Here is a 22,532-nt window from a genome sequence, read left to right as displayed (position 1 = left end):
CGTCGTACAGGCGTTGGAGCAGTTCGTTCAGCGGTCCGTGCTCCTGCTCGTCGAGCGCGGACAGGAACACCTCCTGAACGGCGGCCCGACCAGCGGTGGACGAGCCGGCACCCCACCGGACTCGTCCACCGCACCCGCCCACACCGGGCGCGCCGGCCCGCCGGTTCAGTCGGTGCCGGACTCGATCGCGGCGTGATCGAGCAGTTCGTCGTCACCGGGCACGGTCCCCCGGGACGCGATCGCCTGGGCACCGCCCTCGGGCATCGCGCCGATCAGCCCGGTCGAGGCCGCCTGCGCGGCGCCGATCAGCACCGGGTGCTGGTCGCCGACCATGCCCAGGCGGGCGTACTGCTCAAGCTTGGCGCGCGAGTCCGCGATGTCGAGGTTGCGCATGGTCAGCTGGCCGATGCGGTCAACCGGCCCGAACGCCGAGTCCTCGGTCCGCTCCATGGAGAGCTTGTCCGGGTGGTAGCTGAACGCCGGCCCGGAGGTGTCCAGGATGGAGTAGTCCTCACCGCGCCGCAGGCGCAGCGTCACCTCGCCGGTGACCGCCGTGCCCACCCAGCGCTGCAGCGACTCGCGCAGCATCAGCGCCTGCGGGTCCAGCCACCGGCCCTCGTACATCAGCCGGCCCAGCCGCCGCCCCTCGTTGTGGTAGCTGGCCAGGGTGTCCTCGTTGTGGATCGCGTTGACCAGCCGCTCGTACGCCGCGTGCAGCAACGCCATGCCCGGCGCCTCGTAGATGCCTCGGCTCTTGGCCTCGATGACCCGGTTCTCGATCTGGTCGGACATGCCCAGGCCGTGCCGGCCACCGATGGCGTTGGCCTCCAGCACCAGGTCGACGGCGGAGGCGAACTCCTTGCCGTTGATGGTCACCGGCCGGCCCTGCTCGAAGCCGATCGTGACGTCCTCGGGGGCGATCTCCACGGCCGGATCCCAGAACCGCACCCCCATGATCGGGTCGACGATCTCGATGCCCGCGTCGAGGTGTTCGAGCGCCTTGGCCTCGTGGGTCGCACCCCAGATGTTCGCGTCGGTGGAGTAGGCCTTCTCCGTGCTGTCCCGGTAGGGCAGACCGCGGGCCAGCAGCCACTCCGACATCTCCCGACGACCACCGAGTTCGGTGACGAAGTCGGCGTCCAGCCACGGCTTGTAGATCCGCAGCGAGGGGTTGGCCAGCAGGCCGTAGCGGTAGAACCGCTCGATGTCGTTGCCCTTGAAGGTGGAGCCGTCCCCCCAGATCTGCACGTCGTCCTCAAGCATCGCGCGCACCAGCAGCGTGCCCGTCACGGCCCGGCCGAGCGGGGTGGTGTTGAAGTAGACGCGCCCGCCGGAGCGGATGTGGAACGCCCCGCAGGCCAGGGCGGCGAGCCCCTCCTCCACCAGGGCCGCCCGGCAGTCGACCAGCCGCGCGACCTCCGCGCCGTACGCGGTGGCGCGCCCGGGCACCGAGTCGATGTCGAGTTCGTCGTACTGGCCGATGTCGGCGGTGTAGGTGCAGGGCACTGCACCCTTCTCGCGCATCCACGCGACCGCTACCGACGTGTCGAGGCCGCCGGAGAAGGCGATGCCGACACGTTCACCGACAGGCAGGGAGGTGAGCACCTTGGACACGGGTGAAGTATATGCATACCAGTGCATGATCATGCAAAGCCGGCAGTGCCACCCGCCCCACCGGTCAGTTCCCGACCTGAATTCCCGGGAGAATCGCGGCCATGGCGAGTACCAGCACCCGGACCCTGCGACTGTTGTCCCTGCTGCAGAACCACCGGTACTGGCCGGGTACCGAACTGGCCGACCGACTGGGCATCTCCGTGCGCACCCTGCGCCGGGACATCGACCGGCTGCGCGAGCTGGGCTATCCGGTCGAGGCGCAGCGCGGCGTCGACGGCGGCTACCAGCTCGCCGCGGGTGCGGCACTGCCCCCGCTGGTGGTCGACGACGACGAGGCGGTCGCCCTGGCCGTGGGCCTGCAGGCCGCCGCCCAGGGGGCCGTGGAGGGCATCGCCGAGTCCGCGCTGCGGGTGCTGGCCAAGGTGGTGCGGGTGATGCCGGTTCGGCTGCGCCGCCGGGTCGACGCACTGCGCGCGATGACCGTGCCCGCCACCTGGGACAACCCGGGCGTGGCCGGCGTGGACCCCGAGGTGCTCACCGCGGTCGCGCTGGCCTGCCGGGACAGCGAACACCTCCGCTTCGCCTACACCGCGGTCGGCGGCCAGCACACCGACCGGCATGTCGAACCGCACCGGCTGGTCCTGCTGGGTCGTCGCTGGTACCTGGTCGCCTACGACCTCACCCGGCACGACTGGCGCAGCTTCCGGATCGACCGGCTCACCGCCCCGCACGGCACGGGTGCCCGGTTCCGCCCCCGGGAACTGCCCGCGGCCGACGCCGCCGAGTTCGTCCGCGCCGGCATGGGCTCCCTGCCCCGCCCCTACCAGGTGGAGGTCCTGATCGACGCCCCGGCCGCGGTGGTGCACCAGCGGATCGGCCGCTGGGGTGCGGTCGAGGAGGTCGACGCCGAGCGCTGCCGGGTGCGCATGGCCGCCGACAACCTGGACTGGCCGGTCATGGCCCTGGGGTTGGCCGACGCCGACTTCCACGTCGTCGAACCACCCGAACTGCGGGACCGGCTCCACCGGTGGAGCGCCCGGTTCAGCCAGGCCTAGCCGGCAGCGCCCGACCACCACCGCTTCCCGGGCGGGTGCCCCGGCGGACAGTGAATTCACTCCACACTGAAGCCGTTGTGGAGTTTGTTGACTCCGCAACCAGGGCCCCGGCCGGCCAACCACGAGCCCTGGCGGACCGGTGCGCCGGCCGCGGCGGACGCATACTTACCCGCGATCCTTGATCGCCAGAAGGCGTCTACCTGAAAGGGCCAGTACATGCCACGTGTCGCCACCGCCGAGCAGGTCGACCGGTCCGCGCTGCTGGAATTCCTGCGGCCGCGCCACCACGGCCTGCTGGTCACCACCCGGTCCAACGGCCGCCCGCAGATGTCCCCGGTGACCTGCGGCGTGGACGCCGAGGGCCGGATCGTGGTGTCCACCTACCCGGAGCGGGCCAAGACCCGCAACGCGCGCCGTGACCCGCGGGTGTCGATCTGCGTGCTCTCGACCGACTGGGACGGGCCCTACGTCCAGGTCGACGGACGGGCCGAGGTGCTGGACATGCCCGAGGCCCTGGACGGGCTCGTCGAGTACTTCCGCTGCATCTCCGGGGAGCACCCGGACTGGGACGACTACCGCCAGGCGATGGTCCGGCAGAACAAGTCCCTGATCCGCATCACCATCGAGCGGTGGGGTCCGATCGCCACCGGTGGGTTCCCACCCCACCTCGCCGGGGCCTGAGGACCACCCGGCGGGTGGCGCCGGGTCAGGGGCGCAGCAGGGCCTTGATGGCGCGGCGTTCGTCCATCGCCCGATAGCCCTCGTCGGCCTGGTCGAGCGGCAGGTCCAGGTCGAAGACCCGGCCGGGGTCCATCTGACCGTTCCAGACCCGCTCGATCAGGTCGGGCAGGAACCGCCGGACCGGTGCTGGGCCGCCGTGCAGCCGGACGTGGGAGTAGAACAGCTCCTCCCCGTCCAGCGCCACGCCGTGCGGGACACCCACGAAGCCCACGGACGCGCCCGGGCGGGCCGACCGCACGGCCTGGTGCATCGCCTCACTGGTGCCGACGCACTCCAGCACGGCGTCCGCGCCGATGCCGTTGGTCAGCTCCTTGACACGGGCCACGCCCTCCTCGCCGCGCTCGGTCACGATGTCGGTGGCGCCGAACTTGGTGGCCAACCGCTGGCGCTTGGCGTGGCGGCTCATCGCGATCACCCGCTCCGCGCCCAGCTGCGCGGCGGCCAGCACACCGCACAGCCCGACCGCGCCGTCGCCGACCACCGCGACGGTCATGCCGGGCCGCACGTCGGCCGCGACCGCGGCGAACCAGCCGGTGCCCATCACGTCCGACAGGGTCAGCAGACTGGGCAGGTGCTCGTCGGCCGGCTGGCCGGGGGTGGCCACCAGGCTGCCGTCGGCCAGCGGCACCCGGATCGCCTCCGCCTGGCAACCGCCGACAAAGGCCCGGTTCACGCACGAGGTCTGGTAGCCGGCCCGGCAGTTGGGGCAGGTGTTGTCGGAGGAGAAGAACGAGCCGATGACGAACTGGCCGGGTTTGACCGACCTGACCTCGCTGCCGACCTCCTCGACGACGCCGCAGTACTCGTGGCCGATCGGTGCCGGCCCGGTGACGGGGTTGATGCCGCGGTAGTCCCACAGGTCCGAGCCGCACACACAGGTGACCGGCAGCCGGACGATGGCGTCGGTCGGGTCGATGATCTTCGGGTCCGGGCGCTCCTCGACGCGCACGTCCCCCGGAGCGTAAAGCACAGCTCCACGCATGGTCGTTTTCCTTCCACTGTGGTCCGATGTGGCCCTCTCGTCCGGTGTGGACGGTCAGGTCCGGTGGGGTTTCAGGGTTTCGGTCCGGTCGGTGGCCGGTGCCGGGGTCGGTGACAGCGCGGAGATCCGCACCCGGTGGAACATCTCCGCCGAAGCACGCTCGTCGGCCTCGGCGCCGAACGACATCGTGCCGAAGCACAGCGGAAAGACCCGCACACCCGTTGCCCCACTGTTGGGGTAGTCCATGATTCCTTCCTCAGCACCCCGGCCCGTCCGGCGAGTGGCGACGCCGAACTAGTTGGCGCGGAAGAGGTTCTTCGCCACCGCCATCGCGGACATGGCCTTGGGCCACCCCGCGTAGAACGCCAGGTGCGTGATCACCTCGACCAGTTCCCGCTCGCTCACGCCGTTGTCCTTCGCCCGGCCGAGGTGGTGGGCGAGTTGTTCGGTGCTGCCGCTCGTGACCAGGCTCGCCACCGTCACCAGGCTGCGGTCCCTCGGGGAGAGTTCTCGGCGTTCCCAGACCTGTCCGAAGAGGACAGCGTCGGTGAGATCGACCAGTGCGGGCGCGAAGTCCCCGAACATCTGCTCGGCGCCGGACGGTTCCTCGCTCGTGCCCATTGTCCCACGTCCTTTCCAGATCAGTCGGTGCCGCGGCGCGGGATCGGATCGGTGTTGGTGACACCACGGCCGGTCGTGGTCCGCCCGGCGGACCCGTTGACCACCGCCCGGCGGCCCCACGCTCCCGCCCCGCGCCACCGATGGAACCCCGGCCGGCGGCGGTGTGGGAGGACCTGCTCAGCGGTGTACTGACAGGACACCCCAGAGCGTCCGAGTCGGACGTAGCCTCGATGTCTGTGGACAACCGGAGCGAAGTTCGCCAGTTCCTGGTCACGCGGCGAGCGAAGATCACCCCGGACCGGGCCGGCCTGCCCGCCTACGGCGGGAACCGGCGTGTCCCCGGGCTGCGCAGGGAGGAAGTCGCGCTGCTCGCCGGGGTCAGCGTCGAGTACTACGCCCGCCTGGAACGGGGAAACCTCGGCGGCGTCTCCGAGAACGTGCTCGACGCGCTCGCCCGCGCACTCCAACTCGACGACGCCGAGCGGGAACACCTGTTCGACCTGGCGCGTGCGGCGAACAGCACGTCCGGTCCACCCCGGCGGCGGCGGGCACGGCAGGTGGTCCGGCCGGGGCTGCGGCACATCCTCGACGGGATGACCGAGACGCCGGCGTTCATCCGCAACGGGCGCCTGGACATCCTGGCCACCAACCGGCTCGGTCACGCGCTGTACCGGCCGGTGTTCGCCAACCCGGTGCGGCCGGCCAACCTCGCCCGGTTCCGGTTCCTCGACCCCGCCGCGGCCGAGTTCTACCCGGAGGGCGATGACTCGGCGAACACCACGGTGGCGCTGTTGCGCACCGAGGCCGGCCGCGACCCGCACAACCGCGAGCTGACCGATCTGGTCGGCGAACTCTGCACGCGCAGTGCGGAGTTCCGCACGCTGTGGGCCGCGCACAACGTGCGCCTGCACCACACCGGGGTCAAGCGCTTCCACCACCCGGCCGTCGGTGACCTGGAGCTGGGCTTCGAGGCGATGCCGCTGCCGGCCGATCCCGGGCTGACCATGACCGTGTACACCGCCGAACCGGGTTCCGCGGCACAGGACGGTCTGAAGCTCCTGGCGAGTTGGGCGGCGACGGTCGACCAGGCCGACCAGACCGACCAGGTCGGCGGAACTGACCAGGTCGGCGGAACCGACCAGATCGACCAGCCGGAGAACCGCCCACCGCACGGGCGGGGCCAGCGGGCTTGAGCCGAACCGGTCGCTCGCCCTGCTGATCGCGCGGGTCGCGCGGGGCGGGCCAGCACGCACCACGAACACCCTGACCGTCCACAGCAGACAGCCTGACCGGCGGGACTCCGACGACAGCGGACCGCGCGCGAGCGCTCAGCCGGCGTCTTCCCCGGTGAGGCCCTGAAGCCGTTCGGCGGCGGTCTCGACGCGGCGTTCGGCCTGCTGCACCTGCTCGTCGCAGTGCCGCAGCTGGTCCTGGGCGGCGCGTTCGTCGGCGTTCGCCCGTCGCAGCCGGGCCCTGGTGTCGTTGATCTGCTCGGTCAGGGCGTCGATGTGCCGCTCCAGGTCCTGGACGACGCGCGCGGCCTCGGCGGCACCGCGGTGGGCGCGCTCCGCGTGTTCGCGCACTGCCGCCAGTTCCCGTTCCGCGTCCCGGACCTCCCGCCGGGCGTGGTCGAGGGCGCGGTCGCGCCGTTGCCTCGCCGAAGTGTCCCCACCACCCCTGGGTCGGCGGGGCGCTGGCACCCGCACCCCGCCCGCCGCCTCCGGTACCGATGCGGGGAACCCGGCGTCCGCGGTGAGCGGCTTGGTGAGCCTGCCGCTGGCCCACTGCTGGGCGGCGTCGGCGTCGGCGAGCACCGCGTGCAGGGTGGCTTCCAGCTCCCGTTGGGCGGCCTCGCTCATCGTCTTGCCCGCCGCTGCCACGAGGTGCCGCGCCTGCCGGGTCAGCGTGGCCACCAGGGCGTGCTGCTGACGGGACAGCTCCCGCAACTGCTCGCCGTCGAGGTCGCGGTGCGCGCGGCGCAGCGACTCGCCCAACCGCAGCAGCGGCTCCACCTGCTCGGCCTGCTCCCGCACGAGCAGGTTGCTGGCCCAGGCGGACAGGGTGGGTCGGCGCAGCCCGCGGATCTGGTCGGCCAGTCGCCGGTCACCCGCCTTGCGGGCCTGCGCGGCCCGGTCGTTGCGCAGCGCGGTGAACCGCTCCGGCACCACCCCGTACAGCTCGTCCACAACAGACTGGAGATCCACCCGCCCCGCCTTCCGGCCCGCCGTCCGCCTGGTGCCACTGTGGCGGACCCCATGCGGGCGCGCAGCCGGAAGAGCGCCACGGGCGGTGTTAGCCTTGGCCTCGGTGGCCCACCCACCCCGGACGAGCACGTCGTACCCGGCACGACAAGACGACGTAGTCAGACGCCAACTGTGTGCCGACGGAGGGTTGCCGTGGGGTGGATCGTCCTCGTCCTGTCCGGTCTTCTGGAAACCGTCTGGGCCGCCGCCCTCGACGCCGCACGCGGGTTCACCCGGCTGGGGGCGAGCGTGCTGTTCGTCGTCGCCCTGACCGGCAGCATGATCGGGCTCGCCTACGCCATGCGCACCATCCCGCTGGGCACCGCCTACGCCGTCTGGGTCGGCATCGGCGCGGTCGGCACCGCCGCGTACGGGATGGTGTTCCTTGGCGAGTCGGTCACGGCCGCTCGACTCGTGTGCCTCACCCTCATCGTCGCCGGTGTGGTCGGGATGAAGGTCCTGCACTGACCCCTGCCGAGTCCGCTGTGGACACCGCTGGTCAGCGGACCGAGCCAGCCAGGCCCGAGCGGAGGCCGGCGGAGATCCGGTCGAGCACGACGTCGAGGTTGTCCGGGCTGGTGGCGAAGTTGAGTCGGACGAACGGTGTGGTGTCCACTGTGGTGCCAGCGCTGAACTCGGCGCCCTCGCTGAGCGCGACCTCGGCCACCCGGGCGAGGTGGGCGGCCGGGCCGCTGCCGCTCGGTCGCCATCCGGGCAGGTCGAACCAGGCCAGGTAGGTGCCCTCAGCAGGGTGGTAGCGGCTGTCCGGGAGCATCGCGGCGATCCAGTCGGTGACCGTGTCGCGATTCCTGGTGAGCGTCCTCATGAGTTCGTCGAGCCAGGAGTCGGCGTCCCGCCACGCCGCCACCGTCGCGACGCGGCTGAGCGTGCTGGGGGTGCCGAAGTAGTCCAGGGGCGCCTTGTCCAGTGCGGCGCGCACGGCGGGTGCGCCGATGTGCGCGACGGCGCAGCGCAGCGCGGCGATGTTGAACGCCTTGGTCGCGGAGGTGGCGGTGATGGTTCGCCGTGCGGTGTCCGCGCCGAGGGCGGCGAACGGGATGTGCTGTTGCCCCGGGTAGGTCAGATCGGCGTGGATCTCGTCGGACAGGACGACGAGGTCGAGTTCCTCGGCGACGTCGGCCAGCAGCCGCAGTTCGTCACGGCGGAACACCCGGCCGGTCGGGTTGTGCGGGTTGACCACCAGCATCATCCGGCAGCCGGCGGCGCGGAGCCGGTCGCCGAGCCCTGCGCCGTCGAAGCCCCAACCGTCCTGGCCGCAGCGCATCGGCATGGGCACCAGCCGCCGGCCGGCGCGCGCGATGCTGGCCAGGAAGGGCGGGTAGGTGGGAACGTGCAGCGCGATCCCGTCGCCGGGCGCGGTCGCGTGTTCGATCACGACCTGGAGCACCTGGATGAGGTCGGTGAACACGCGGGTGCGCCCCGGCTCCGGCCGCCAGCCGTACCGGTCGGCCATGCGGTCCTGGAACGCGGTGACAACCGGGTCCTCCCCGCGCCAGAACGGGTAGCCGAAGTCCTCCCGCTCAACCCAGTCGACGAGCTGCTGGCGGATGGGGGCCGCGATCCCGAAGTCCATGTCCGCCACCCACGCGCCGATGGTGCCCTGGGGCAGTGAACCCCACTTGACGCCCCACCCGGAGCGCAGGCGGGCCGGATCGATCCGGGTGAACGGGGAGTCAGCCATTGGCGGGCACCCCGGCGAGGATGCAGTCGCGGATGATCTCCATCTGCCCGTGGTGCTGCGCGAGTTCCTCGTAGACGTGGAACAGGGCACCGCCCTGGTCCAGCTCGCGCGCTGGCCCCAGGAAGTCCGCCCGCGGCTGGGCGCGCAACGGCTCGCGCGGTGCGGCCGCCGCGACGTCGTGCTGGAGCTGTTGCCCGATCTCCCGCGCCCGCCGGAGCAGCGGAGCCACCGGGCCCGACGCGGTGAACTCGGCGTCCCGGTCGCGCGGCGCGCTCCGGCCGGCGACCAGCTGCCCGCTCCAGTAGGACACCACCCCCAGGCAGTGGTTGAGCAGGGCGTACGGGCTGTTCGCACCGGGGATCGCGGGTGTGCGGTTGGCGAGGTCGTCGCCGAGCCGCGCCACGATGTCGATCATGCCGTCGAGCGCGCGTCCGGCGTAGTAGCAGTACTGGTCCCTGCTGATCATCCCACCACCTCGATGCCGTCACCGTCTTAGCCGGTGACTACGTTGCATCGATCTCGCGTCACCTGTCAAGGTGGTGACATGGCGTTCGTGTTCGTCAGCGGTGATCTCGCGCTCGACTTCGTCGGCACGCTCAAGTGGCGCCGTGACGCGCCGGAGGAGCAGTTGACGGCTCCGGCGGAGGCCGCCAGGTGGGCGGTGGCGGCCGGTGTCCTCACCGAACCGCCGCAGGTCTCGCCGGCCGAGTTCACCCAACTGCTCGACCTGCGTGAAGCCGTCTACCGGCTGGTGCGGGCGAGCCTGTGCGGGCAACCCTGGCCGGCCGCGGACGTCGACACCGTCAACGCGCTGGCCGACGGCCCCGCTCCCCGCGTCACCCTGTCCACCACCGGGCTGGTCCGCCGGGGCAGTGGCGCGGCCGTCGCCGCCGTCATCTCCCGGGCCGCAGCCGATCTGCTGGCCCAGTGCGGCGAACTGAGGCTGAAGGAGTGCGAGCGGGAACGCTGCACGCGCCTGTTCGTCGACCGGTCGCGCACGGGCAACCGGCGCTGGTGCGGGATGGCGGAGTGCGGCAACCGCGTCAAGGCCGCGCACTACCGCGCGCGCAAGGCCGGCGCGGGAACCACTACCGCGTGGGAGCCGGCGAACGGGTGAAGCGGGCACCCGCTTCCTTGACCTGCCCGCAGCGCCCTGACCACACTCACTCCCCCAGCCACGTGAGGAACGGTGCGATGAAACTGCTCAAGCTGCTCGTGCGTCGTCGTTACGTCAAGCCCGGCTACTACGCCTATCCCTCGGTGTGACCACGCGGGTGCCCGGGCCGCTCCCGGTGGGTGGCCCGGACCCGCTCACCGGGTCGTCGGCGGGGCGGGCGTGAGGGACCCGCGCGAGGTCCTGGCCGCGGCGGCGCGGTCGGGCAACGGCCGCACCGAACTCCAGCCCGGCCTGTGGCTGGTGACCGACCCGGACACCACCGAACAGCTGCTGGCGCACCGCGCCGCGCACACCGTCCGCGCCGCCCAGCGCAGCGCCGTGACCGATTGGGGCGCGGACGGCCTCGCCGCGTGGCTGGCCGCCCGCCGGGCCATGCGCCCGGCGCTGGCCCCGGCCCGGGTCGCCGGGTTCACCCCCGTGATCACCAGCCACGCCGAGCGGATCACCGCCGGCTGGCAGTCGCCGGGCAGCATCGACGTGCTGCGGGAAGCCGTCCGCCTGGTGTCCACCGTCAACGTGCACCACCTGCTGGGTGAGCCGTCCCCGCGCCTGTCCGCCCTGGTCGAGCGGGAGCTGACCGCGGCGGAGCAGGCCGGTGGGGTTTTCCCGCTCCGCCGCCGCCGGCTGCTCCGCGCCCAGCACGCGACCCACACCGCGATCCAGCGCCACGTCCGGGCCGACACCGCGCGCGCCGGCCTGCTGGCCGTCCTGGCCGACCACGGCCTGTCCGAGCGCGTTGTCACGCTGGCGCTGCGGAACATGCTGCTGTCCAGTCACCACGTGCCCGCCGCGGCCCTGGCCTGGGTGTTCCACGAGCTGTCCACCCGACCGGAACTCCAGCGCCGGGCGCACGCCGAGGCCGCAGCACACCAGGACTTCCGCGATCTGCGGCTCTGCCGGGACATCGTCCGGGAAACCCTGCGCCTGCACCCACCCGTCTGGCAGCTCCAGCGCCAGCTCGCCGCCCCCGTCGTCGGCTTCGCCTCGGGCACGACCGTGTTGTTCAGCCCGTACCTCAACCACCGCGACCCCGGCGCCCACGCCCAGCCGCAGCGGTTCCACCCGGACCGCTGGCCGGCCAACCCGCATCCGGCTCCGGGCAGCTACTTCCCCTTCGCCCTGGGGCCCCGGTTCTGCCCGGGCTCGCAACTGGCGCTCGTCGAACTGACGGTCATCCTCGCCGCGGTCCTCCGGACGCACCGGCTGGCGCCCCACCGCTCCCCCACCCCGGCACGCGGTGTCCTGCACGCTCCCCGCGGCCTGCGGCTCCGGGTGAGCCCGCGGCAGCGCCGCGACCAGGGCTGAGACCGGTACCGGCGGCACGTCGCGCGTCCTGCCAAGCCCCCGGCGCCGTGGCCACCCGTTGGGGTTACCCAGCTCCTTGTTGGCAGTGGTTGTCAGTTTACTAGGAGGGTGCCCACGGTTGCCGCACCCGTTTCCCGAGGCCGGCCGGCCACCACGCGGAGATCAACACTAGTCTGCATCACTGCCCCTGACCGGGGTAACCGCAGCGGTAAGGAGGGTGGCATGACCGAGCAGTGGACGCGGGCCGGCACCGGCCGGCCCCGGCGCGGTGGGGGTGGCTGAGGCGATGCGGTTCAGCCGGAAACCCACCGGGCGCAGGTTCTTCGAGCTGTTCGCCGAGATCGGGGCGAACATCGGCGGCAGCGTGGAGGTGCTGGGGCAGTTCGTGCGGGCGCCCGTTGAGCAGCGCGCGGACCTCGCCCAACGCATGCGCGCGCTTGAGCACGCCGGCGACAACGCCACCCACGCGGTCATCGAGCACCTGGACCGCTCGTTCGTCACCCCGTTCGACCGCGAGGACATCTACCGCCTGGCTGGCCGGCTCGACGACGTGGTGGACCACATGGACGCCGCGGTCGACCTGGCCACCCTCTACCAGCTGGACGCGTTCCCGCCGGGCGTTGACGCCCAGGTGGACCTGCTGTGCCAGGCGGCCCAGCTCACCGCCGAGGCCATGCCTCGGCTGGCCGCGCCCCAGACCCTCACCGCGTACTGGGTCGAGATCAACGAACTGGAGAACAAGGCCGACCAGGTCCACCGCCGGCTGCTGTCGGTGCTGTTCGACGGCCGGCGCGACGCGCTGGAGGTCATGAAGCTCAAGGACGTCGTGGACGAGCTGGAGTCGGCCGCCGACGCCTTCGAGCACGTCGCCGACGTCGTGCACACGATCGCGGTGAAGGAATCCTGATGCTCACCACCACGCTCGTGCTCGTGGTCGTGCTCGCCCTCGCCTTCGACTTCACCAACGGCTTCCACGACGCGGCGAACGCCATCGCGAGCGCCGTGTCGACCCGCGCGCTCAGCCTGCGCGGCGCGCTGACGCTGGCGGCGGTGATGAACCTGATCGGCGCACTGCTGGGCACGGGCGTCGCCGTCACCATCGCCTCCGGCGTGATCGACACCCCGGTGGGTCAGGACGCCCTGCACGTGGTGCTCTCCGCGTTGGTCGGCGCGATCGCCTGGAACCTGCTCACCTGGTACTTCGGCCTGCCGTCGTCGTCCTCGCACGCGCTGGTCGGCGGCCTGGTCGGGGCCGCGGTGGCCTCCTCGACCCAGGTGCACTGGGCGGGCGTGGTGGAGAAGGTCGTCATCCCGATGATCGTCTCCCCCGCGGTCGGCCTGGTGCTCGGGTACGCGGTGATGACCGCGATCATGTGGGCGTTCCGCCACGCCGACGCCCACCGCGCCGGCCGGCTGATGCGGCGGGCCCAGATCGTCTCCGCCGCCAGCCTCGCGCTCGGCCACGGTCTGCAGGACGCCCAGAAGAGCATGGGCGTCATCGTGCTGGCCCTGGTGGTCACCGGGCACCAGGCCGGCTACGCGGTGCCGCTCTGGGTGATCCTGGCGTGCGCGCTGGCGCTGACAGCGGGCACCTACTCCGGGGGCCTGCGGATCATGCGCACCCTGGGCCGGCGCATCTTCCACCTGACCCCGCCGCACGGGTTCGCCGCCGAGCTGTCGGCCGCCTCGGTGCTGTACCTGACCGCGTTCGTCTTCGCCGCCCCGGTCTCCACCACGCACGTGATCACCTCCGCGGTGATGGGGGCGGGCGCGACCACGCGGCGCTCCGCGGTGCGCTGGTCCGTGGCGGGCGACATCGCCAAGGGCTGGGTCCTCACCCTGCCGGGGGCGGCGGTGGTCGCCGCCGCCACCTACGGCGTCACCGGGCTGCTGTAGACGCGCCAGCGCGCCCGGCGTGCTGGGCGCGCGGTGGCGGTCAGGTCAGCTTGTAGGCGTTGATGACCGTCTGCTCGACCGTGTTGCCCGCGCGGTCGGTGGCCTTGGCCCCCAACGACACCGGCGGGCGAACCTGGCTCGCACCGGTCTGCGCTGACCGGAACGTCCAGCTACGGCGGCGGCCATGCGGTCACCGACGACGGTGGGCTCGGTTACGCCGACCACGCGCCGTACGACCGACTCATCGCCACCGTCTCACCCTGGGACATCCCCCCGGCGTGGTGGCCGGCAGCTCGTGCCCGATGGTCGGCTGGTCGCTCCGCTGCGCTGGCGCGGCCAGTCCCGCAGCGTGGGTTTCACCTAATGAACCCACTGCAGTGATCACCGGGGATCACTCGCGCGATACCGTGTGCGTGGTGGACGGTTCTGTCCGTGCTTTCGCTGCGCGGAACCGGGGACAGGCCCACCCGTTCCACCGTTGCGCGTCGACCAGCGCGGGGAAGCGAGGGTCGGTGACACCGTCGATGTCGATGAACACCAACTCCTCCCCCTCGACCGGGATCAGTCGCGTGGTGTCGGCGAGCAAAACCGCCTCGTCCTGTTCGTCACCCGTGGGGAAGGCTGGGCTGGCCGGGTCGAGTTGGGCAGAGAACTCGCCGGACTGGGCGGGCTCGGGCTCTGGTGTGGTCATGGTCGGTTGACCTCCAGGAAGGGACGGAGGCCGAGCGGGACGTGGTGTGGCGCACCGGTGTTGTGCAGCAGGGCTCAGCGGTGCGGCGGGTTCGAGCGGTGTCAGGCTGCGTCGGTTCGTGGCTCACCAGTCACCCGGGTTGAGGATGGTTCGTGCGGCCTGGTGGAGAGCGGCGTCGAAGCTGCGGTAGGCACTCATCGCCCGAGCACAGCAATGCCGCCGCCAGCACACGACCAAGCGGGAACACCGACCACCGCCGACCACGCGGCGATGCGGCCGGCGGTCGCCGTGGCAGGAAGTGCCCGACGACGTGGGCGGCGCGACCTCCACCTGGTATTCCACGTCACTGCGCCGAGAAAACTAGGGAAATCATCCATTCGGACGCGGGTGCCGCGCGCGGTCTTTCCCTAGCTTTGGGAGCGATCCCATTTTGGGTGAAATCAGTCCGGGGTTTCCCGCTCCGCGCTCCGCGGATCGGTTCGCCGCTCGATGCGGAACCACGCGTCACGGTGGCCGGGTCGGTCGGGTGTGCTGGTTCGGTGGCATCCGGTTGATGAGGACGAGGGGGCAGAACCGCACATGGCAGCGGGTGGTTACAGCGTCGTCCCGGAGGCCCTGCGCTCGCACGGCAGCCACCTGGACGGCTTGGTGGACCGGCTTAACACCGCGGTGGACGCGGCACGGATCGCCAGCATGTCCGAGGACTCCTACGGCCTGCTGTGCGCGTTCCTGCCCCCCATCATCAACCCGGTCGAGGAGAAGGCCGCGGACGCGCTGGCCGCCGCCGTCGAGGGGGTCTCCACCCTGGCCGACGGCGCCCGCGACACCGCCACCGCCTACGACGACCAGGAGACAGCGCACCAGGACACGATGACCGCGCTGCGGACCCAGGCACTGGGTGGTGCCTCGTGAGCACACCCACCGGATTCGGGGAGCCGGTGCGCGACCCCGACCAGGCCGAGGCCCGGATGAACGCCTGGGCTCAGCAACTGGCCGACAAGGCAGCCCGCTACCGCGACGTCGGTGAACGCACCCAGGCGCTGCGGCTGACCGCCGCCAGCCCGGACGGCGCCGTGCGGGTGACCGTCCGCGCCGACGGCGCCCTGGACGACCTGGAGTTCGGCGACCGGGCCCGCACCCTGCCCCTGCCCGACCTGGCGCAGCAGGTCATGAACACCGTGCGACGCGCCCAGGCCCAGATCGCCGACCAGGTCGCCGCGGTGATGACCGACCGCCTCGGGGACGAGGACCAGCAGACCCGCTCGCTGGTGCTGGACAACCTGCGCGCCCGGTTCCCCGAACCCGACGACGAGGACACCGCCGCCGGTGCCGCCGCCACCAACGACCGCCAGGCCGACGACCCGGATGACGAGGAGAACGAGCTGTGGTGAACCCGCTCGTCGCCCAGCCGCAGGACTCCACCACCGCCTTCACCGGCGCGGGCCTGCTCGAGTCCGCGGCCGACCTCAAGTCGGCCATCGAGCAGGGCGACTGGGCCGCCACCGCCCTGGGCGCGGTGGATGTCGGGCTGTCCGCGCTGGGCGCGGTGATGGACCCGTTCGGCGAGATCCTGGCCGCCGGGGTGGGCTGGCTCATCGAGCACGTCGGCCCGCTCAAGGAGGGCCTCAACCAGCTGGCCGGCAACCCCGACGAGATCACGGCGCACGCCCAGACCTGGACCAACGTCGCCACCGAGTTGGGGGCGATCGCCACGGATCTGGGTGCGATGGTGGCCGCGGACACCGCCGAGTGGCAGGGCGGGGCCGCTGACGCCTACCGGCAGCGCGCGGCGGACACGGTGAACCTGCTCACCGCGGCCAAGGAGGGCGCGGCCGGCGCGGCCAGTGGCGTGCAGACGGCCGGTGAGGTCGTCGCGGCGGTGCGGGGTCTGGTGCGCGACATCATCGCCGAGCTGGTCGGGCATCTGGTCAGTTGGGCGTTGCAGGTCGTCGCGACGCTGGGGATCGGCCTGACCTGGGTTGTTCCGCAGGTGGCCCAGCGGGTCGCGGAGACCGCCACGCAGATCGCGCGCCTGACCTCGCGGCTGGTGCAGGCGCTCAAGGCGCTCACGCCGCTGCTCAAGCGCGCCGAGGAGCTGTTCGGTGCCGCCGCCAAGGCGTTGCGTGAGGTGAAGCCGCCCAAGCCGACCCCGCCGCCCGCCTCGACGCGGGAGATCCCGCCGCCCGTGCGGGGCAGCGGTGGACCGGTCGGTGGCGGTGCCGCCGCTCCGCCCGCCCGCACCGACACGGGTGACAGCACCAACACCTCCGGAGTGAACGCACCCCCGAGGATCGAGGGCGCATCACCTCCGCCCGCCCGCACCGACACCGGTGACAGCACCAACACCTCCGGAGTGAACGCACCCCCGAGGATCGAGGGCGCATCACCTCCGCCCGCCCGCACCGACACCGGTGACAGCACCAACACCTCCGGAGTGAACACACCCCCGAGGACCGAGGGCGCACCACCACCCCCACCACCACGCGCCGAGGCCCCGCCGCCACCGCCGCCCGCCGACGGTTCGCGCGGTGGTGGCGGCATCGCGGCCCAGGCCACTCCCGTTGAGGCGCACAACAACCCGGTGAACAACCGGCCCACCTGCGGCGACCCGATCGACGTCACCACCGGGTGGATGATCCTGCCGCAGACCGACGTGGAGCTGGACTCGACGCTGCCGCTGCTGCTGTCCCGCACCCACCTGTCCAACTACCGACTGGGCCGCTCGTTCGGGCGCTCCTGGGCGTGCACGGTTGACCAGCGGCTGGAGGTGGACGACACCGGCGTCGCGTTCGCCGTCGAGGACGGCACGCTGCTGCTCTACCCGCTGCCGGCCGACGGGCAGGAGGTGCTGCCCGAGCAGGGCCCCCGCTGGCCGCTCACCCGCACCGCGAGCGGCGGCTACGCCGTGCTGGTGCCCGAGCGGGACCACATCCTGCACTTCGCCGCACCCACCGGTCGGGAACGGCTGTTGAGCGCGATCTCCGACGCCAACGGGCGGCGCGTCGAGTTCGGCCGCGACGAGCACGGAGTGGTCACCGAAGTGGTGCACTCGGGCGGCTACCGGGTGCGCGTCGACTCCCAGGACGGCCTGATCACCGCCTACTGGCTGGTGGGCCCCGGGCAGGACGTGCTGCTGGGCGAGTTCCGCTACGACGCCGCGCGCCGGCTCACCGAGGTCGTCAACTCCAGCGGTCAGCCGCTGCGCTTCGCCTACGACGACCAGGAGCGCATCGTCCGCTGCGAGGACCGCAACGGCATGTGGTACCGCTACGCCTACGACGCGGCCAACCGCTGCGTGCGCGCGGAGGGCGCCGGCGGGTACCTGAACTACTCGATGGAGTACGCGCCGGGCGTCACCCGCGCGACGAACTCCCTCGGGCACACCACGGTCTACGAACTCAACGAACGCTTCCAGGTGGTGCGCGAGACCAACCCGCTCGGCGCCACCACGCGCAGCGAGTGGAACGAGCACCACCAGCTGCTCTCGCGCACCGACCCGCTGGGCCGCACCACGTCCTACCGCTACGACGAGCGCGGCAACCTGGTGGCCGTCACCTACCCGGACGGCACGCAGTCGCTGGGCGAGTACGACGCCGCCAACCGCCTGGTGACGGTGGTGGACCCGGACGGCGCGGTGTGGCGGCGCGAGTACAGCCCCACCGGCACGCTGACGGCCGTGGCCGACCCGATGGGCGGCCGCACCAGCTACGGCTACGACGAGCTGGGCAACCTGCGCACCGTCACCAACGCGGCGGGCGGGGTCAGCACCTACCAGGTGAACCTGCTGGGCCTGGTGGTGTCGGTGACCGACCCGTCCGGCGGCACCACCCGCTACGCCTACGACGAGTTGGGCCGCAAGACGCAGGTGGTGGACCCGCGCGGCGGACGGACGCTGTTCACCTGGACGCCGGAGGGCCGCCCGGCCAGCCGGGTGGCACCGGACGGTTCCCGGGTGGTGCTGCGCCACGACGGCGAGGGCAACCTGCGCGAGTCGGTGGACGCGCTGGGCAACGCCACGCGCGTGGAGATCGGCCCGTTCGACCTGCCCACCGCCGAGGTGCGGCCGGACGGCTCGCGGCTGGAGTTCGCCTACGACACCGAACTGCGGCCGGTGGCCGTCACCAACGAGCACGGCCAGGTGTGGCGCTACACCTACGACCCGGCCGGGAACCTGATCTCGGAGCAGGACTTCGACGGCAGGCTGGTGCGCTACGCCTACGACGCGGCCGGGCAGCTCATCGCGCGCACCAACGCGGCGGGGCAGACCGTCCGGTACGCGCGGGACGCCCGCGGCCGCGTGGTGGCCAGGTCCCAGGACGGGGTGACCGCCCGCCTGGCCTACGACGGCGTTGGCCGCCTGGTGCGCGCCACCACCCCGGACGCGGACCTGACCATCACCTACGACGCCGCCGGCCGCGTGCTGGCGGAGGCGGTGAACGGCCGCGTGCTGGCGTCCCGCTACGACGCGCTGGGCCGCCGGATCAGCAGGCGCACGCCGTCGGGCGCGCTGAGCGCGTGGGAGCACGACCCGGCCGGCCGCCCGACCGCGCTGCACACCGCGGGGCGCACCATCCGGTTCGCCTACGACGCCGCCGGCCACGAGGTGGAGCGGCGCGTCGGCGACGGCGTGCTGCTGGCCCAGCAGTGGGACGAAGCCGACCGGCTGCGCGCCCAGACGCTCGTGGCCACCCTGGACTCGGGCACACCCGCGGTGCTCCAGCGGCGTTCCTACCGCTACCGGCCGGACGGCCGGTTGGTCGCGGTGGACGACCAGCTCACCGGGGAACGTGCCTACGACCTGGACCAGGTGGGCCGGGTCACCGCCGTGCGGGGCCCGCACGGCACCGAGAGCTACGGCTACGACCCGGCGGGCAACGTGGTGCGCGCCGCGTGGCACCGGGGACCGGACGGCCAGGGACCGCGCGAGTACCGCGGCACCCTGGTCACCCGCGCGGGCAACGTCCGCTACGGCTACGACGCCGAGGGACGGCTGGTGCTGCGCGAGATCACCGGGCCAGGCGGGCGGGTGAGCCGGTGGCGCTACGAGTGGGACGCCGAGGACCGGCTGGTGCGCGCCCACACACCGGACGGCGCGGTGTGGCGGTACGGCTACGACGCGCTGGGCCGGCGGGTGTGGAAGCAGCGTTTGGCCGCGGACGGCGCGGTGGTGGAGCGGATCGACTTCACCTGGGACGGCACCAGGCTGGCCGAGCAGGTCCGCAACGGCTCGGCCGCCGTGGTGTGGGACTGGGAGCCGGGCACCCACCGCGCGATCAGCCAGACCCAGCGCTCGGCGACGGGCCAGGCGTGGGTGGACCGGCGGTTCCAGGCGATCGTCACCGACCTGGTCGGCACGCCCACCGAACTGGTCGGCGCCGACGGCACGCTGGACTGGCACCAGGACACCACGCTGTGGGGAGGCGCGCCGAACCCGGCCGGGACGCCGCTGCGGTTCCCCGGCCAGTACCACGACGACGAGACGGGCCTGTACTACAACGTCCACCGCTACTACGACCCGCTCGTGGGCCGCTACGCCTCACCCGACCCGCTGGGGCTGGCGCCGTCGGCCAACGCCAGGGCCTACGTGGTCAACCCGACGGCGGCCACCGACCCGGTTGGGCTGATGCCCGTCCCGTGCCAGGACCTCAACAACCAGGGGCACTACCCCGGCGACAAGACCTTCGCGTTCACCGGTTACAACCAGTACCAGAGCGGCTGGACGTCCCCGCAGGGCCGGTACGACTCGGTGCCGCCACAAACGATCATGAGCAACTCGGGCACGCCGTTCACGCCGCACAACTTCGACGGCGGCGTCCCCGGCCGGTACAACGCCTCGCACGCCGAGTTGCAGGCGTGGAACGCCCAGCCGGGCAACCCGATCGTGGTGACGCGACCCATGTGCAACTCGTGCCAGGCGCAGTTCCAGGGTTTCGCGAACAGCAGCGGGAACAACGTCTACGTCGGCTCGCCGCAGGGCATCCACACGTTCACGCCGGGTGGCACCCCGCAGACGAGCCTGGGGCACAACGAGGTGACCGGCGTGGACGCGCACGGCAACCCGTGGAAGTTGACGCACTACGAGGCGGACGCCAGAACCGAACTGGTGACGGGGCGCCCCAGCACCGACATGACCAGTGAGTGGACCCACTCCGTCGTGTACAGCGACCACTCGGGCATGCAGTACTACCACGACCCCGACCCCAACGGATTCCGCTCCTACGCCATGTACTACCCGAACAAGAACACCGAGGTGCTCACCGAGGACGCCAACGGCAACACCGTCGCTACGACCCACATCGGGCCGTCAGGCGGCACCTACGACGTGGTCGGGGGCAACAAGACCACCGTGGGCAAGGACAGTCGCCTGCCCACGAAGTAGCCGCTCAGCGTGGGGTGGAGGCGGGGCGACCAGGAGCCGGACCGTCAGGGCCGCACCCAGCCGATGTGACGGATGGTCAGGGGTCGATCGCGGTCACCCCGCGCTGTGGATGGGCGCTTCCCGCCCCGTGAACCGACAGGCTGGCGATCCCGACCAAGCCCAGAAGTTGGGTGGGGTGGGTGGCGGTGATCGTCACGGTCACGGTGTCACCGGCGACGCTCACCGAGACCAACTGGAGCTGGGCGCCGGCGCGGGCGGCGGCCTGTGCTTGCCTACTGGCCGAGCCGGAACGGACCCCGGGTGGGCACCGGCTGTACCCGCCGGAGGCGGTCACCGTGCTGCGGGTGATCAAGGCCGCGCAACGGCTCGGGTTCACCCTGGAGAAGGTCCACGACGGCAGGTCGCTGTCAGTGCGCCTTCAGCTCGGCCGCGAGAGGACCGCTTCCACGTTGGCGGTGTGGGCGATGATCTCCTCGTCGTCGACGCCGTACCCGTCGGTGACGGTCACGACAGGTAGCTCAGCCGCTACATTCGATGGAAGTGCGCCGCTGTCCGACCCCCTCCACTGGACTGGGAGCCGTGTTGCGAATCCTCGATCCGGAACGGTCCCGTGCGGTCTTGATCGGCGTAGCGAGGTACCTGCACCTGCCGCTGCTCAACGCCGCCGATCGCGCCTCGCGGCTCCACGACGTGTTGACCGATCCGCACATCGGTGCAGTGAGTCCGCAGCGGTGCGCGCTGTTGCCGCCCGGCGCCTCGCGTGGCGAGGTGGATCGCGCCATCGCCGTGGCCGCGAGGGACGCCGAAGACCTGTTGCTCGTCTACTACGCGGGCCACGGCTTACCGGGAACAGACAACAAGGGCCTGTACCTGACCGTGTCCGACACCTCGCCCGACGGGGACCGCTCCGACAGCATCCCCTTCGACCACGTTCGCGCACTGATCCGCGCGAGCCGTGCCAGGACGAAGGTGGTGCTGCTGGACTGCCGCCATCCCGGTCCGTCTGCGGCGTGGACCGCGGAAGCCCTGCTCGACGCGGTGCGCATCGAGGGTGCGACCGTGCTGACCACCGTGCCGCCCTACGTCAAAGGGGAGGACGCGGGGGAACCGGCAGGTTATCCGGAGTTCACCGAAACACTCGTCAGGCTGCTGCGCGACGGCGTCCTCGGGGCTCACGAGTTGCTCGCGCCGTCCGGCCTGCACCACCGCCTGAGTCGGGAGATGGCGGCCGTTGGTCGGCGGATCCCGCGAGTCGTCGGAGACCCGACGACCGGGGAACCGGGATCGCCGCGTGCCCGGAACCCGGTGCCGCCGTACGACCATGCGGCTCCTGCTGGACCAGGCCCGAGCGCGGTCGAGGACCGTGTGATCAAGCTGTCCGACACTCCCCCGGACGACGAGTCGATCCCGTTGGCCGCGTTGCCCGGCCTCGCCCGCAGCACCAACCCCGGTGACCGGGCCCGCGCCTACCGGGAAGCCCTGCGGGCGCTCGCCGACGGACGCGTCGATCCGGCGGCCCTCGCCGGCGTCGGGTCGACGACCGCCCGCATCCCGAAGCCGCGCGCCGCACCGCCGCCACCGAAGTCGAGCCCGTTCATGCTCTTCCTGTCCGCCCTGAACGTCCTGGCCGGTGGCCCCACCGTCGCCTTCCTGCTCGTCGCGCTCTACCACGACCTGGTGTCGACGAGGACGGTCGACCGGGAGATGGGCGTCCTCAGCGGTTACCTCACCACGGGATACGTCCTGATCACCTGCTCGGCACTGGTCGTCGTGCTGACCTGGTTCCTGCTGCACAAGTACCGCAAGGCATCGGCCGACGTCCGGCAGGCGAAACCACGCATCAGGGTCACCGCTGTCACCGGCACCGTCGTCGCGGGCTTCCTGGCAAGCCTCGGCGCGATGTTCACCCACGGCCTGCACTGCGCGCCCATCGCGTGGACGGCCCTGGTGGTGGAAGCCGCGGTCCTGGTCCCGTTCGTCTTGATCACCCTGACCGGGCGGCACCGACAACGACGCTCCGAGCGCGGTCGACCGGAATAACATCGATGTCCGATGCGACTCTGTCTCTTCAGGGAATACCTCGGCGAAATCCCCGATCGGGTAACAGATCGCGGCCGCACGCCCGA

21 protein-coding genes, 1 pseudogene and 1 riboswitch are annotated in these 22,532 nt (G+C 72.0%); of the genes and pseudogenes, 13 read left to right on the top strand and 9 right to left on the bottom strand.

Annotated features, from left to right (window positions below; all coding sequences use genetic code 11):
* Positions 1 to 165: 165 nt before the first annotated feature.
* On the bottom strand, positions 166 to 1,614 hold the full coding sequence (gene argG, locus LX83_RS21955; RefSeq protein WP_253774387.1) for an argininosuccinate synthase: 1,449 nt from the start codon (positions 1,612 to 1,614) through the stop codon (positions 166 to 168).
* A gap of 101 nt (positions 1,615 to 1,715) precedes the next feature.
* Here argG and LX83_RS21950 point away from each other — a divergent pair, with 101 nt between their 5' ends.
* A complete protein-coding gene (locus LX83_RS21950) occupies positions 1,716 to 2,669 on the top strand; it encodes a helix-turn-helix transcriptional regulator (RefSeq protein ID WP_253774385.1) in 954 nt (317 codons plus the stop codon).
* A 216-nt stretch (positions 2,670 to 2,885) separates the two neighbouring features.
* Positions 2,886 to 3,350 (top strand): PPOX class F420-dependent oxidoreductase, encoded by a 465-nt coding sequence (locus tag LX83_RS21945; RefSeq protein ID WP_253774383.1) that lies wholly within the window; start codon positions 2,886 to 2,888, stop codon positions 3,348 to 3,350.
* A gap of 25 nt (positions 3,351 to 3,375) precedes the next feature.
* Here the strand turns inward: LX83_RS21945 and LX83_RS21940 are convergent, their stop codons facing one another.
* Genes LX83_RS21940 through LX83_RS21930 form a run of 3 tightly spaced genes read right to left on the bottom strand, consistent with a single transcriptional unit; the run spans position 3,376 to position 5,013 of the window.
* On the bottom strand, positions 3,376 to 4,392 hold the full coding sequence (locus LX83_RS21940) for a zinc-dependent alcohol dehydrogenase family protein (RefSeq protein ID WP_253774381.1): 1,017 nt from the start codon (positions 4,390 to 4,392) through the stop codon (positions 3,376 to 3,378).
* 54 nt (positions 4,393 to 4,446) lie between these two features.
* The gene (locus LX83_RS21935; protein ID WP_253774379.1) at positions 4,447 to 4,638 is read right to left on the bottom strand and encodes a hypothetical protein; all 192 of its coding nucleotides are present in this window, start codon (positions 4,636 to 4,638) and stop codon (positions 4,447 to 4,449) included.
* Between the two features lie 48 nt (positions 4,639 to 4,686).
* On the bottom strand, positions 4,687 to 5,013 hold the full coding sequence (locus tag LX83_RS21930) for a carboxymuconolactone decarboxylase family protein (protein WP_253774377.1): 327 nt from the start codon (positions 5,011 to 5,013) through the stop codon (positions 4,687 to 4,689).
* Between the two features lie 230 nt (positions 5,014 to 5,243).
* Between LX83_RS21930 and LX83_RS21925 the strand changes: the two genes are divergently transcribed.
* The gene (locus LX83_RS21925; protein ID WP_253774375.1) at positions 5,244 to 6,206 is read left to right on the top strand and encodes a helix-turn-helix transcriptional regulator; all 963 of its coding nucleotides are present in this window, start codon (positions 5,244 to 5,246) and stop codon (positions 6,204 to 6,206) included.
* A gap of 135 nt (positions 6,207 to 6,341) precedes the next feature.
* On the opposite strand, the gene LX83_RS21920 is transcribed toward LX83_RS21925, so the two are convergent.
* Positions 6,342 to 7,217 carry a coiled-coil domain-containing protein gene (locus LX83_RS21920; protein WP_253774373.1) on the bottom strand — a complete coding sequence of 292 codons (876 nt, stop codon included), beginning with the start codon at positions 7,215 to 7,217 and terminating at the stop codon, positions 6,342 to 6,344.
* A 97-nt stretch (positions 7,218 to 7,314) separates the two neighbouring features.
* Positions 7,315 to 7,376, top strand: a riboswitch (guanidine-III (ykkC-III) riboswitch).
* 33 nt (positions 7,377 to 7,409) lie between these two features.
* Between LX83_RS21920 and LX83_RS21915 the strand changes: the two genes are divergently transcribed.
* Complete coding sequence (locus LX83_RS21915) at positions 7,410 to 7,724, top strand: DMT family transporter (RefSeq protein WP_253774371.1); 315 nt, start codon at positions 7,410 to 7,412, stop codon at positions 7,722 to 7,724.
* A gap of 31 nt (positions 7,725 to 7,755) precedes the next feature.
* Here the strand turns inward: LX83_RS21915 and LX83_RS21910 are convergent, their stop codons facing one another.
* Together LX83_RS21910 and LX83_RS21905 are read right to left on the bottom strand one after the other, a co-directional pair.
* Positions 7,756 to 8,958 carry a MalY/PatB family protein gene (locus LX83_RS21910; RefSeq protein WP_253774369.1) on the bottom strand — a complete coding sequence of 401 codons (1,203 nt, stop codon included), beginning with the start codon at positions 8,956 to 8,958 and terminating at the stop codon, positions 7,756 to 7,758.
* Complete coding sequence (locus LX83_RS21905; RefSeq protein ID WP_253774367.1) at positions 8,951 to 9,424, bottom strand: mycothiol transferase; 474 nt, start codon at positions 9,422 to 9,424, stop codon at positions 8,951 to 8,953. Before LX83_RS21905 ends, LX83_RS21910 begins: the two co-directional genes overlap by 8 nt.
* Positions 9,425 to 9,502: 78 nt before the next feature.
* Between LX83_RS21905 and LX83_RS21900 the strand changes: the two genes are divergently transcribed.
* The 4 genes from LX83_RS21900 (at position 9,503) to LX83_RS21885 (ending at position 13,336) form a co-directional block, all read left to right on the top strand.
* Complete coding sequence (locus tag LX83_RS21900; protein WP_253774365.1) at positions 9,503 to 10,075, top strand: CGNR zinc finger domain-containing protein; 573 nt, start codon at positions 9,503 to 9,505, stop codon at positions 10,073 to 10,075.
* 219 nt (positions 10,076 to 10,294) lie between these two features.
* The gene (locus tag LX83_RS21895) at positions 10,295 to 11,440 is read left to right on the top strand and encodes a cytochrome P450 (RefSeq protein ID WP_253774362.1); all 1,146 of its coding nucleotides are present in this window, start codon (positions 10,295 to 10,297) and stop codon (positions 11,438 to 11,440) included.
* A gap of 286 nt (positions 11,441 to 11,726) precedes the next feature.
* Entirely contained in the window at positions 11,727 to 12,347 is a 621-nt protein-coding gene (locus LX83_RS21890) for a DUF47 domain-containing protein (RefSeq protein ID WP_253774360.1), read from the top strand.
* Positions 12,347 to 13,336, top strand: a complete 990-nt coding sequence (locus LX83_RS21885; RefSeq protein ID WP_253774358.1) for an inorganic phosphate transporter — start codon at positions 12,347 to 12,349, stop codon at positions 13,334 to 13,336. Before LX83_RS21890 ends, LX83_RS21885 begins: the two co-directional genes overlap by 1 nt.
* 391 nt (positions 13,337 to 13,727) lie before the next feature.
* Here the strand turns inward: LX83_RS21885 and LX83_RS21880 are convergent, their stop codons facing one another.
* Positions 13,728 to 14,027: a hypothetical protein gene (locus LX83_RS21880; protein ID WP_253774356.1), complete on the bottom strand. Its 300-nt coding sequence runs from the start codon at positions 14,025 to 14,027 to the stop codon at positions 13,728 to 13,730.
* A 579-nt stretch (positions 14,028 to 14,606) separates the two neighbouring features.
* On the opposite strand from LX83_RS21880, the gene LX83_RS21875 reads away from it, so the two are divergent.
* The 3 genes from LX83_RS21875 to LX83_RS21865 are packed head-to-tail and all read left to right on the top strand — an operon-like array spanning position 14,607 to position 20,406.
* On the top strand, positions 14,607 to 14,939 hold the full coding sequence (locus tag LX83_RS21875) for a type VII secretion target (RefSeq protein ID WP_253774354.1): 333 nt from the start codon (positions 14,607 to 14,609) through the stop codon (positions 14,937 to 14,939).
* Positions 14,936 to 15,418, top strand: a complete 483-nt coding sequence (locus LX83_RS21870; RefSeq protein ID WP_253774352.1) for a YbaB/EbfC family nucleoid-associated protein — start codon at positions 14,936 to 14,938, stop codon at positions 15,416 to 15,418. The genes LX83_RS21875 and LX83_RS21870 overlap by 4 nt, the downstream gene beginning before the upstream one ends.
* Positions 15,415 to 20,406: an RHS repeat-associated core domain-containing protein gene (locus LX83_RS21865; RefSeq protein WP_253774350.1), complete on the top strand. Its 4,992-nt coding sequence runs from the start codon at positions 15,415 to 15,417 to the stop codon at positions 20,404 to 20,406. The genes LX83_RS21870 and LX83_RS21865 overlap by 4 nt, the downstream gene beginning before the upstream one ends.
* A 76-nt stretch (positions 20,407 to 20,482) precedes the next feature.
* Here LX83_RS21865 and LX83_RS37955 read toward each other — a convergent pair whose 3' ends face one another.
* Positions 20,483 to 20,608 carry a hypothetical protein gene (locus tag LX83_RS37955; RefSeq protein ID WP_301328682.1) on the bottom strand — a complete coding sequence of 42 codons (126 nt, stop codon included), beginning with the start codon at positions 20,606 to 20,608 and terminating at the stop codon, positions 20,483 to 20,485.
* On the opposite strand from LX83_RS37955, the pseudogene LX83_RS38755 reads away from it, so the two are divergent.
* Together LX83_RS38755 and LX83_RS21860 are read left to right on the top strand one after the other, a co-directional pair.
* Positions 20,577 to 20,744 (top strand): annotated as a pseudogene (locus LX83_RS38755) (hypothetical protein); the annotation flags it as partial. The gene LX83_RS37955 and the pseudogene LX83_RS38755 sit on opposite strands and share 32 nt — an antisense overlap.
* A 196-nt stretch (positions 20,745 to 20,940) precedes the next feature.
* Entirely contained in the window at positions 20,941 to 22,446 is a 1,506-nt protein-coding gene (locus tag LX83_RS21860) for a caspase family protein (RefSeq protein WP_253774348.1), read from the top strand.
* Positions 22,447 to 22,532 lie beyond the last annotated feature (86 nt).

The sequence above is a fragment of the Goodfellowiella coeruleoviolacea genome (genome assembly GCF_024171785.1).
Lineage (GTDB): Bacteria > Actinomycetota > Actinomycetes > Mycobacteriales > Pseudonocardiaceae > Goodfellowiella > Goodfellowiella coeruleoviolacea.
This window is presented reverse-complemented; position numbering and strand designations above follow the sequence as displayed.